Origin of the sequence: Paraburkholderia sp. CI2 (assembly GCF_014201055.1) — a bacterium.
Taxonomy (GTDB): domain Bacteria; phylum Pseudomonadota; class Gammaproteobacteria; order Burkholderiales; family Burkholderiaceae; genus Paraburkholderia; species Paraburkholderia tuberum.
The window spans coordinates 92,241-103,954 of sequence record NZ_JACHDL010000003.1 but is presented as its reverse complement, the minus strand read 5'-3'; the positions used below and the strand labels follow the sequence as shown (position 1 = coordinate 103,954).

The following is an 11,714-nucleotide window of genomic DNA, read 5'->3' as shown; positions in this document are numbered from 1 at the left end:
GGCGCTCCCTCACACAGCTTGGGATATATTTGAACGACGTTCACAAATCTGGAATTCAGAAGCATCATCTTCCAGACCCTTTACGCAATACGCTCGCGCGTCGAACAGCAACATCAACCTTCACTTCTGGATTCACTCATGTACACGAAAAAACTGGCAGAAAAGGTCGCCATCGTGACCGGAGGCGGGCAAGGCGTTGGGCTCGGCATCGCCCTTGCGCTTGCCACCGAGGGGGCGAGTCTGGTCCTCACTGGTCGCACGGAGGCCAAACTCACGCGGGCTGCTGAGCAATTGAGCGCCCTCGGTTCGCAAGTGCTGGTCGTGCCCGGCGATACGCGCAATCGCGCCGACGCCGTGCGGACGGTCGAGCTTGCCGTCAAGCGATTCGGACGTGTGGACGCACTCATCAACAATGCCCAAAGCAGCAGCCCGGGGGTGCCGCTCGAGTCCGTTACCGACGATGACTGGAGCAACACGCTCGAATCGGGCTTGTACGGCACGCTGTATTTCATGCAGGCCGCATTGCCGCGGATGAAGTCGCAGGGCCGCGGCGCCATCATCAACTTCGGCTCGCGCACCGGCATCGAAGGCCTCAAGGGATTCGGCGCGTACGCCGCAACCAAGGAGGGCATTCGTGGGCTCTCGCGTGTTGCCGCGCGCGAATGGGGCGTCTACGGCATTACCGTCAACGTCATTTGCCCGGCAGCGCTCACGCCTGCCGCCGAAGCCTACCTCGAAGCCAATCCTCAGGAACGCACTCGCTATCTCTCTGAAATTGCGCTTGGCCGCTTCGGCGATCCTCAGCGCGATATTGGACGAACAGTTGCATTTCTATGTAGTGACGACGCTAATTTCATAACCGGGCAGACTATCAGTGTGGACGGCGGACAGTCAATGCTCTAGTGCGTCTTTTTGAACACGGTGCAATATATGAAACGTCCAGTTGCATTATCGCGAGCCGCGATCCGAGGAGTGAGCTTCCCGCCGGGCGCGTACCGCGTCTGTTGAGAAATTTCTTAAAACCATTCCGACGTGAAGAACGGCAAGTGCACGTCCATCCAGTCGAACTCGCTGCGGCAGTTCGCCCAAGCCCAATGAGGTGACTTTCCGCTGCGCACGGGAGCGTCCGAACGTTGATGCGGACGCGAGATATTCGGGGCGTCCCTACCGGAGTGGATACACCCGACTTCTACGTGGTCTGTACATACGATACGGCTGTTGCGTCGCAGGCTTTGCCCTTTCTATAGAACTTTCTTTTCGCGCAGGATATCGATATCCGACTGCGACATACTCAGCACATCACGCAGCACGTCGTCCGTATGTTGTCCGAGCGTCGGCGGCGCCCCGTACGAATCGATAGGCGTGCCCGACATCTTGACCGGGTTGGCGACCATCCGAACCGCCTTATCCGTGAGCGGGTGCGCAACTTCGACGCACATCGCGCGTGCCTGCACATGCGGATCTGCGAACACCTGCTCCAGATTGTTGATCGGTCCGGCCGGCACCCCGGCGGCGTCGAGTGCTGCGAGCAGTTCGTCGCTCTGCCATTGAAGGATCAGCGGCTCGAACACTTCGCCCAGCGCGCGACGATTCTTCACGCGCAGCGCAATCTCGCTGAATCGTGGATCGCTAGCGAGCTCGGGGTGCCCCAGAACGTTACACATCCGCGCGTATTGCTCGTTGTTGCCCGCCACGATCATGATGTCGCGATCGGCGCAGCGGAACATGCGGGACGGCATACCACCGTTGCCCTCGGTACCGCGCCGGATAGGAATCTGGCCTGATACGAGATACTGGCTTGCATAGTGCGATGTGGCAGCAATCATCGCGTCCAGCAATGCCAGGTCGATGTACTGTCCCTGCCCGGTACCGCCTTGCGCCGCGTCGCGATGATAAAGCGCTGCGATGATCGCCGAAGCGGCGTACTGACCACACAGGATGTCCGCAAGACTGGGCCCGGTTTTCATTGGCCCGCCGCCCGGCACGTCGTCGCCGTTTCCGGTCACGCTCATCAGGCCACCCATCGCCTGGAAAATCGAGTCGTAGCCGGGGCGCGGGCTATACGGTCCGGTCTGACCGAACCCGGTTATCGAACAGTAGATCAGGCGCGGATTGACCAGCTTGAGGCTGTCGTAGTCGAGCCCGTAACGCTTGAGGTCGCCAACCTTATAGTTCTCGAGCAACACGTCGCAGTGCGCCGCCAACGAGCGGATCAGCGCCTGGCCTTCGGCCGTGGAGATATCGCACGTGATCGACTTCTTGCCTCGGTTCGCGCTGATAAAAAACGTCGACTCGCGCGTGACCTTTCCCTCCCGATCCATCAGGAACGGGGGGCCGAATTGCCGCGAATCGTCGCCCTTGCCCGGACGCTCGACCTTGATGACCTCCGCGCCGAGATCCGCCAGCATCTGAGCCCCCCAAGGCCCGGCGAGAATGCGGCTCAGGTCGAGTACGCGAACACCCGCCAACGCGCCTTTTGTCATAGCAAACGGTCCCCTTGAATTCACACCGGCTGCCCCGGAAGCTTGCATCAGCGTCCGACGAACTTCGCCGTACGTTTTTCGATGAAGGACTGAACCCCTTCCTTCGCGTCTTCAGTGTTGTAGAGAAACTGCTGGGTCGACTGAATCGTCGCGTAAGCATCCTGCCAGCCTTGTCCCAGCGAAACGCGCGCGTTCTGCATCGTGGCCTGCACGGCTAGCGGTGCCTGTGCCGCGATTCGCTCGGCGATCGCGAGCGCCCGGTCGAACTCCTGCCCCGCAGGCACGACATCCTGCACGAAGTTCATGTGCCGTGCCTCGTCTGCGGTGAATTCGTCGCCGGTAAGCAGTACCTTCATTGCGTTGCCCCAGCCGGCTCGCTGCACCATGCGAAACGTCGCACCACAACCTGCCATGATCCCCCGCTTGACTTCAAGCTGGGAGAAACGGCAGTTGTCGGCCGCAACAGCCACTTCCGATGCAAGCATCAGTTCGACCGCGACCGTGAAGCAGATTCCCTTCAGCGCAATGACGACCGGCTTGGTACGCAGCGGCGCGCGCAAGTTGAACGGATCGACCTCGCCTTCAGGAAGCAGCGGTTTCCCTTCGCGGCGCAACGGCGCGACCTTTGGCATGTCGAGCCCTGCCGTAAAGTGATCGCCTTCGGCGTATACCAGCCCGCAAAAAATATCGCCGCTCTTCTCGAGCTGCGTGTAAGCCATGGCAAGCTCTCTGAACATTTTCGGCGTGAAACCATTGCGCTTTTCCGGCCGGTCAATGCCCATCAAGAGCAGGTTCCCACGCTGCTCAACGCGAATCTGTCCGTCCTCGTGACGAGTGGTCATGCAGTGTCTCCTCGCGGTGTTTTCCGTTAGCAATTCTGAGCTCGCGCTCAATTGACAAAGCTGGGTCGCACATTCAGAATCATAAACGTCGTTCACAAAATTGGCAACGCACGATACGCTCCGACGCTGCCGAGCGGCGCACCGCAGACACGCAAATCATCGGCGAGGAGGCCCCATCCGGGCCTAGGTGTTCACCCTCATTCGTTCAAGGAAGAACCATGGCCTACGAGACGATCATCGTCGAAACGCACGGGAAAACCGGCTTGATCAGGTTGCACCGTCCGCAAGCCTACAACGCACTGAACAACCAGCTGATGGACGAGCTGACGGCGGCACTCGACGACCTCGACGCCGACCCCGCCATCGGCGCCATCGTGATGACCGGTAGCGAAAAGGCGTTCGCCGCCGGCGCCGACATCAAGATGATGAACGAATGGACGTACATGGACGTGTACAAGAATCAGTTCATCACGTCGAACTGGGAACGCACGTCGCGTTGTCGCAAGCCGGTCATCGCCGCGGTCGCGGGTCTTGCGTTAGGCGGAGGCTGCGAACTGGCCATGATGTGCGACTTCATTCTCGCCGCCGACAACGCCCGTTTCGCCCTGCCCGAAATCACGCTCGCGACCATTCCCGGCGCCGGCGGCACGCAGCGCCTTACGCGCGCGCTCGGCAAATCGAAGGCGATGGAAATGATCCTCACCGGCCGCAGGATGGACGCCATTGAAGCCGAACGATGCGGCCTCGTGAGCCGCATCGTGCCCGCCGACACGCTCGTCGAGGAAGCGCTGAAAACGGCCGATGAGATCGCGCGATACTCGCAACCCGTCGTAGCGATGGCCAAAGAGTGCGTCAACCGCGCCTACGAATCGAGCCTGGCGGAAGGCATCCTGTTCGAGCGGCGTATGGCGTATTCGACCTTCGCCACGGAAGATCGAAAGGAAGGCATGGCAGCCTTCGCCGAAAAGCGCAAACCTCAGTTTCGCGATTGTTGAATTGCTAAAAAGCGCCACGCTGTCGTGGCGAACAGAGCCCGCCAGGTCACGCGCGTCACGCGCATTTCTCTGGCACCCATACTTCCTATCCAGGCTACAGGCGCGCGATGAAACCGTATGTCAATCGCATTACTGAATTACTCGGCATTCAATATCCCATCATTCAAGGCGGCATGCGCTGGGTGGCGCGAGCCGAACTGGCGGCGGCCGTGGGCAATGCCGGCGGTCTCGGCTTCATCTCCGCGCACACCCATGCAAGCGCCGATGCACTCGCGCGCGAAATCGACAGGGTGCGTTCGCTCACCGACAAGCCCTTTGGCGTCAACCTGACCGTTCTCGGCGCCAATGTCGGTCTCGACTATGACGCGTATGTGCGCACGATCGTGTCTCAAGGCGTCCAGGTCGTCGAGACAGCAGGCAGCAATCCGGCGAAATACATCGCCGAGTTCAAGGCGCAGGGCGTCAAGGTCGTGCACAAGTGCGTGACGGTTCGCCACGCGGTGAAGGCCGAATCGCTCGGCGCGGACGCCGTCAGCATCGACGGGTTCGAATGCGCGGGGCACCCTGGCGAAGACGACATCCCTGGACTGATCCTGATTCCCGCCGCCGCCGACAAGCTGAAGGTGCCGATTCTCGCGTCCGGCGGCTTTGCCGATGGGCGCGGGCTGATGGCGGCTCTCGCGCTCGGCGCGGACGGCATCAACATGGGAACCCGATTCATGCTCACGCAGGAGTCCCCCGTCCACCCTGCGATCAAGCAACGGCTGCTGGAAGCGAGCGAGCGCGATACGGTGCTGGTTGGCCGCTCGATCGGCGATTCAAGCCGGGTGGTCAGGAACAGCGTGAGTCTCGCCGCGCTCGAACTCGAGCGCGCCGGCAACGTGACGCGCTCGGACCTCTACGCGCTGATCGGAGCACAGCGCTGGATGGACGCATTCGTGACAGGAGAAGTTGAAGGCGGCGCCTTCCCCGCCGGTATCGTGACCGGCCTCATTCACGACTTGCCGACCTGTGCGGAATTGATCGGTCGCATCGTGAAGGAAGCCGCCGCGATTGCGCAACGCCAGCTCGGCTTCAGCGCTGCTCTGGCATGAAACTGACCGGCCTTCGCGTCGTGGACCTGTCGCAATTCATGCCGGGTCCGTTCCTCGCCGCCAACCTCGCCGATCACGGCGCGCACGTCGTCAAGATCGAACCGGTCACCGGCGACCCCACCCGCGGCGCACCCGGCACCGACGGTGCGTTCTTCGCCGCGATCAACCGCGGCAAGCGCAGCATCGCGCTCGATCTGAAACATCCGGACGCACGCGAGGTCGCGCTCAAGCTGATGAACGAGGCCGACGTCGTGATCGAATCGTCGAGGCCGGGCGTGGCCGCTCGGCTTGGCATCGACTACGACACGATCAGCCGGACGAACCCGGGAGTCGTTTATTGTGCGATTACCGCATTCGGCCAAACCGGCCCGCTCTCTCAATTGCCCGCACACGATCCGGTAGTTCAATCGCTTGCAGGCACGCTGCCGCGCGATGGCCGGGGAATCCCAATTGCCACGGGACCGTCGCTCGCTGCGCTGGCCGGTTCATTGACGGCGTTGTCCGCCATATTGATGGCGCTGCTGCGCGCGCGGGAAACGGGGCGCGGCGACTACATCGACATGGCGCTTTTCGATGCGGCGCTCACATCGCAGCCGTATCTGAGTGGCCGCTTGCTCAACGCGCCGGACAGCCAATTGCGAGGGCCGACTGAAGGCGACAGCGGGCTCGCGTTGCTCGACACCTATGAGACCGCCGATTCGAAGTGGCTCTGCCTTGGCGGCCGGGAGCACAGCTTTGCAACCAACCTGCTTACACCGCTCGGCCGTCCGGATCTCGTCGCCGACGCGATCGGCCCAGCCGGTGAAGGCCAGATACGCGTCCGGGCGTTCCTGACGCAAATCTTCCTGACTCGCACACTCGATGAATGGCTCTGCTGGTTCGAAGGCCGAAACATCAGTGTGGCGCCGGTGCTCTCGCTCGCCGAAGCGCTCGACCATCCGCATGCGCACGAGCGCGGGATGGTCCAGGTGGATCCGTTCGGACGCAACCACGTTGCAAGCCCGATTCACTTCCGTTTGGAGCCTGGGTCGCCACCGCTCGCCGTTCCACACCTTGGCGAGCACACAGAACTCGTGCTGCGGAGCATTGGCTACAGCGACGAACGGATTGCGGAACTCGTCGCGACAGGCGCAGTACGTGGGCAGCACGACGAAGCCCAGGCCCTTGCGCAACCCGCCACCTGACGCAAACAACACCATGCCCTTACAGCTAGAGGCGGACGCCGTCGATTTCGCGTCCATCATCCGCCCCGGCGATACCGTCGCATGGGGCCAATCGAACGCAGAGCCCCTTGCGCTCACGCGCACTCTACTTCAGCAGCGGCACGGCATCGGCGCGTTCCGGGTCTTTCTCGGCGCCGGCAACCACGACACGTGCCGGCCTGAGCACGCGGACTGCATCGATTTCGTTTCGTACTGCGGGAGCGGCTCCAACCGCGCACTGGCCAAGGCTGGCGCGCTTGATATCCTGCCCTGCCATTATTCGCAGTTGCCAGAGATGATGGAGTCGGGTCAGCTAGCGATCGACGTCCTGCTGCTGCAGTTGGCGCCACCCGATGCGCACGGCCGCTACAGCTTGTCCGTCGCGCATGAGTATCTGATCCCGGCGCTCGAGCGCGCGCGCGTCATCATTGCGGAAGTCAACGAACAGGCACCCTGGACTTACGGCGAGCGATATCTTCGCGACGACGACCTCGACTTCATGGTCCCGACGTCGCGCGCTTTGCCCGAGAGTTCGCCCAGCGCCGTCAGCCCGACGGAGCTGGCGATTGCACGGCACACGGCCGGTTTGATCGAAGACGGCGCCACCATTCAACTCGGCCTCGGCGCGATTCCAGAAGCGATCCTCGCCTGCCTCGGCGATCGGCGAGACCTTGGCATCCATTCCGGCACGATCGGCGACAAAGTCGCCGATCTGATGGAAAGCGGCGTGATCAACAATGTGCGCAAGACCATCGACACGGGCAAGACCATTGCTGGCGTGATGATGGGGGGTCGCCGCATACACGAGTTCGCGCATCGAAACGACGCCGTGCAGTTTCGTTCGACCCGCTACACGCACGATCCGAACGTGCTCGCAAGCATCGACCGCTTCGTCGCCATCAACTCGGCGGTCGAGGTCGATCTGAGTGGCCAGATCAACGCCGAAATTGCCGGTGGCGTGTATGTGGGCGCGGTGGGCGGCGCACTGGATTTCCTGCGCGGCGCGCGGCGCTCGCGTGGCGGCGTTCCTGTCATCGCATTGCCGTCCACAGCGGGCAAGGGCGCGACCCGCATCGTCGCGTCGTTGAACGGACCGGTCAGCACGCCGCGCAGCGACGCCGCCATCGTGGTGACCGAATACGGCGTGGCCGATCTGCGCGGCCTGACGCTGCGCCAAAGGCGCGAACGCATGCTGGCAATCGCCCATCCGGACCATCGCAGCGCTCTCGATCAGATGGCGGGCGTCCCGCCTTCCAATCGCTTAAGAAGCGCGACGCTCGTCGGCTGATTGCAACTCCAGCCGAATCAGAACTTTCAAACTTTGCAAGGAAACGTCCGATGAAACGCGCGGCAATTGTCTCCCCTGTACGAACGCCCGTCGGCACCTTTGGCGGTAGCCTGCGCGGCGTTTGCGTCGAAGATCTCGGCGCGCTCGTCGCGAATGAAACGATCCGGCGCGCAGGACTCGAACCCGCTCGCATCGACGACGTCGTCTTCGCGCAATCGTACGCGAACAGCGAAACACCTTGCGTGGGCCGCTGGATTGCGCTGCAGGCCGGCCTGCCGGTGGAGGTGCCGGGCATGCAGCTTGATCGACGTTGCGGCGGCGGCCTGCAGGCGCTCGTCACCGCCGCGATGATGGTGCAGACCGGCGCCGCCGACGTGGTGTTGGCCGGCGGCGTGGAAAGTATGAGCAATATCGAGTACTACAGCACGGACATGCGCTGGGGCGCACGGTCGGGCTCCGTCCAGTTTCACGACCGGCTCGCGCGAGGCCGCGAGCGCTCACAGCCGGAATCGCGCTTCGGCTTTATCTCCGGCATGATCGAGACCGCGGAAAATCTGGCCACCGACTATGGCATCAGCCGCGAGGCCGCCGACGAGTTCGCGCTGCGCAGCCATCAGCGCGCGGCCGCCGCATGGGAGTCCGGCCATATGGCCGAGGAGGTCGTGGCGGTCAGCGTTCCTCAGAAAAAAGGCCAGCCGCTTCTGTTTTCCAAAGATGAAGGATTCCGCGCCGACGCCAGCATGGAAAGCCTCGGCAAGCTTCGCGCGTTGATGCCGGGCGGCACAGTCACCGCAGGCAACTCCAGCCAGCAAAACGATGCCGCTGCCGCTTGCCTCGTCGTCGCGGAAGACCGCCTCGAAGCGCTCGGACTCGAACCCATGGCCTGGCTGACCGGCTGGGCCGCAGCCGGATGCGAGCCATCACGCATGGGCATGGGGCCCGTGCCCGCAGTGCAGAAGCTGATGACGCGCATCGGGCTTACGCTCGAGCAGATGGATCTTGTCGAAGTAAACGAAGCATTCGCGTGTCAGGTGCTGGCAGTCCTCAAAGGCTGGAACTGGCACGATACCGACCGGCTCAACGTGAACGGCTCTGGCATATCGCTGGGCCACCCGATTGGCGCGACGGGCGTGCGCATCATGACAACGCTGTTGCACGAGTTGACGCGCCGGAAAGGACGTTATGCACTCGAGACCATGTGCATCGGCGGTGGCCAGGGTATTGCCGCCGTGTTCGAGCGCGCCTGATCCTGAGCGATGAAGCGCACGGCCTTGCGCCGTGCGCCGTGCGCCCGCCCGCTCAGGCCTCCACTTCGAACATCACGAAGTCGGACTTGGTCGCACCGCACTCGGGGCATGCCCAGTCATCGGGGATGTCTTCCCAGCGAGTGCCAGGCGCGATGCCCTCCGCGGGAAGTCCCGCTGCTTCGTCGTAGTAAAAACCGCAAAAAATGCATTGCCACTTTTTCATGATCGTCGATGAGTCGTTGAGGGTGGGGATACTTCAGGGCGCTACGTCCCAGACGAGCGGCAGATAGAGCATGCCGTTGACGGAGCCCGAGCCGCATCGGGGCTTGTCGCCCTCGCGAATGCGAAAATCGGGAATGCGTTTGAGCCACTCCTGGAGAAAAACCTTGATCTCCGTACGCGCGAGGAACGACCCCGGGCAGCGATGCGGGCCGTTGCCGAACGCTGCGTGCAGCACTGGCTTGCGCGTCAGATCGACGGCGAGCGGATCGCTGAACTTGCGGTCGTCGAGGCCAAACAGGGAGTTCGGCAATTGAATCTGGTCACCCTTCCTGAACTGGATGCCCTTGTATTCCATGTCCTGCGTGATGAGCCGCGCGGTGTTCGCCACGCCAAAGCGACGAATCATCTCATCGACCGACGACACCATCAGATCGGGATTCTCGATCAGCTGCCTGCGGTGCACCGGATTCTCCGCCAGAAAGCGCGCGATGAAACCCATCATCGACGCGACGGTATCGAGGCCGCCAAACAGCACGACGATAAACATCCCAAACATGCGCTCGGGGCTGATCGGCTTGCCGTCGATCTGCGCGTTGGCGATGAGGCTGACGAGATCGCCGCCCGCCTCTGCCTTGCGCTTGTCCACCCAGGTGGAGATATAGCCAATCAGCCGGTGCTGGGATTCGTTGCGCTGCTCGAAGTTGCCGCGCACGGCCCATTCCGCCCATTCGAGCAATTGTCCTCGATCGCTCAACGGAAGATCGGCAAGACGTAGGAAAATCACGATCGGCAGGATCTTCGAGAACTCCGAGACGAACTCGCATTCGCCTCGTGGAGCGATTTTTTCGATCAGCTCGATTGCGAGCTTGCGCACGTCGCTTTCCAGCGAGGAGATAGCTTGCGGCAGGAAAGCGGGCGTGATCAGGTTGCGGTACGCGGTATGTTCAGGCGGGTCAAGCTCGAGCGGCACGAGCTGCGTTTCGTTGAGCGGCGGGATGTTGACACTGCGATGCGAAAAATGGGTGTGGTCCTTCTGCATGGCCTCGATGTCTTCGCCGCGCGTGGCGATCCAGTGGCCGCCATGGTACGGGGACCAGACGATATCGGGCCCGGTATGCAGCCTCTTCCACGCCAGATGAACGTCGTCTTGCGCACCGGGCGGATTCATATAGTCGAAATCGACCACGAGTTCTCGCGGAACATGGTCCGGCACGGTCCAGTCTTTCGTAGGGTTCATCTCGCGTCTCCTATCATTTGGTCGTCTTCGAATGGATCAATCGTCACACTTTGCATCAACGTGCCAGCGTTCATATTATGCAACGCCGTTCAGTTTTGATATTATACCGAAGCGAGCTTTTTTACATCAACGCCTATCGAACGGAGACAAGAGTGAGCGATTTCGTCAAGGACAAGGTGGTAGTGGTCACGGGTGCGGGTGCCGGCATCGGGCGCGATTTTGCGTTGCAATTCGCGGCGAACGGCGCAAAGGTCATCGTCAACGACCTGGGTCGCAACGCCGAATCCGGCCAGTTCGCCGCAGAGCGCGTCGTCGAAGAAATCAAGGAGGCCGGCGGGCAGGCGCTTGCCTCGACGGATAGCGTCGCTGAATGGGATTGCGCGCAGAAGATCGTGCAGGCCGCGCTGGACACGTTCGGCCGCATCGACTGTGTGGTCAACAACGCCGGCATCGTGCGTGACCGCATGTTCTTCAACATGAGCCTCGACGAGTGGAAGGCCGTAGTCGACGTGCATCTGAACGGGTCGTTTTTCGTGGCACGCGCGGCGGCTCCGCATTTCAAGGCACAAAACGGCGGCAGCTTCGTTCACATGACCTCCACCTCGGGTCTGATCGGCAACATCGGACAGGCCAACTACTCCGCCGCCAAAATGGGGGTCGTCGGTCTGTCGAAGTCGATTGCCCTCGACATGGCGAAATTCAACGTGCGCTCGAACTGCATCGCGCCGTGGGCATGGACCGCAATGACGGCCTCGATCCCCTCGGAGACGCCTGAGCAAAAAGCACGCGTCGAAATTCTCAAGCGCATGGAATCGCGCAAGATCGCGCCGCTCGCGGTCTACCTTGCGTCCGACCAGGCCGCAAAGGTTTCGGGTCAGATCTTCGGCGTGCGCGCCAACGAGATCTACTTCTTCAACCAGATCCGCATGATCCGCTCGCTGCATCGCGACGGCGGCTGGACGCCTGAAGCGATTGCCGAGCAGGTCATGCCGGCGTTCGAGTCGAGCTTTTTCCCGAACGTGCCGTCCATGGCGCTCACGCCCTGGGATCCGGTGTAAGCGATACCGTGTCACGCCCGCGCCACATGATGCGGTGGTGGCGCGG

At 62.1% G+C, this 11,714-nt stretch carries 11 protein-coding genes; 7 read left to right on the top strand and 4 right to left on the bottom strand.

All coding sequences use genetic code 11. The features are described 5' to 3' along the window. Positions 1–138: 138 nt before the first annotated feature. Positions 139–903, top strand: a complete 765-nt coding sequence (locus tag HDG32_RS06085; RefSeq protein ID WP_184064391.1) for an SDR family NAD(P)-dependent oxidoreductase — start codon at positions 139–141, stop codon at positions 901–903. 338 nt (positions 904–1,241) lie between these two features. Here HDG32_RS06085 and HDG32_RS06080 read toward each other — a convergent pair whose 3' ends face one another. Both HDG32_RS06080 and HDG32_RS06075 read right to left on the bottom strand, forming a co-directional pair. Then, on the bottom strand, positions 1,242–2,483 hold the full coding sequence (locus HDG32_RS06080) for a CaiB/BaiF CoA-transferase family protein (RefSeq protein WP_184064389.1): 1,242 nt from the start codon (positions 2,481–2,483) through the stop codon (positions 1,242–1,244). Positions 2,484–2,530: 47 nt separating this feature from the next. After that, positions 2,531–3,325: a crotonase/enoyl-CoA hydratase family protein gene (locus HDG32_RS06075; RefSeq protein ID WP_184032260.1), complete on the bottom strand. Its 795-nt coding sequence runs from the start codon at positions 3,323–3,325 to the stop codon at positions 2,531–2,533. Between the two features lie 218 nt (positions 3,326–3,543). Here HDG32_RS06075 and HDG32_RS06070 point away from each other — a divergent pair, with 218 nt between their 5' ends. The 5 genes from HDG32_RS06070 to HDG32_RS06050 all read left to right on the top strand — a co-directional run bounded on the left by HDG32_RS06070 (position 3,544) and on the right by HDG32_RS06050 (position 9,151). Then, the gene (locus tag HDG32_RS06070) at positions 3,544–4,320 is read left to right on the top strand and encodes an enoyl-CoA hydratase (protein ID WP_184064386.1); all 777 of its coding nucleotides are present in this window, start codon (positions 3,544–3,546) and stop codon (positions 4,318–4,320) included. A gap of 107 nt (positions 4,321–4,427) precedes the next feature. After that, entirely contained in the window at positions 4,428–5,414 is a 987-nt protein-coding gene (locus HDG32_RS06065) for a nitronate monooxygenase family protein (RefSeq protein ID WP_184064383.1), read from the top strand. Then, entirely contained in the window at positions 5,411–6,598 is a 1,188-nt protein-coding gene (locus tag HDG32_RS06060) for a CaiB/BaiF CoA-transferase family protein (protein ID WP_184064380.1), read from the top strand. The genes HDG32_RS06065 and HDG32_RS06060 overlap by 4 nt, the downstream gene beginning before the upstream one ends. Before the next feature lie 13 nt (positions 6,599–6,611). Continuing rightward, a complete protein-coding gene (locus HDG32_RS06055) occupies positions 6,612–7,904 on the top strand; it encodes an acetyl-CoA hydrolase/transferase family protein (protein ID WP_184064996.1) in 1,293 nt (430 codons plus the stop codon). Between the two features lie 50 nt (positions 7,905–7,954). Continuing rightward, complete coding sequence (locus tag HDG32_RS06050; protein WP_184064377.1) at positions 7,955–9,151, top strand: acetyl-CoA C-acetyltransferase; 1,197 nt, start codon at positions 7,955–7,957, stop codon at positions 9,149–9,151. Positions 9,152–9,203: 52 nt separating this feature from the next. Here the strand turns inward: HDG32_RS06050 and HDG32_RS06045 are convergent, their stop codons facing one another. After that, positions 9,204–9,374, bottom strand: coding sequence for a rubredoxin (locus HDG32_RS06045; protein ID WP_184064374.1), 171 nt, complete (start codon positions 9,372–9,374; stop codon positions 9,204–9,206). A gap of 33 nt (positions 9,375–9,407) precedes the next feature. Next, positions 9,408–10,610, bottom strand: a complete 1,203-nt coding sequence (locus tag HDG32_RS06040) for a cytochrome P450 (protein WP_184064371.1) — start codon at positions 10,608–10,610, stop codon at positions 9,408–9,410. A gap of 152 nt (positions 10,611–10,762) precedes the next feature. Between HDG32_RS06040 and HDG32_RS06035 the strand changes: the two genes are divergently transcribed. Further along, on the top strand, positions 10,763–11,668 hold the full coding sequence (locus HDG32_RS06035; RefSeq protein WP_184064369.1) for an SDR family NAD(P)-dependent oxidoreductase: 906 nt from the start codon (positions 10,763–10,765) through the stop codon (positions 11,666–11,668). Positions 11,669–11,714 lie beyond the last annotated feature (46 nt).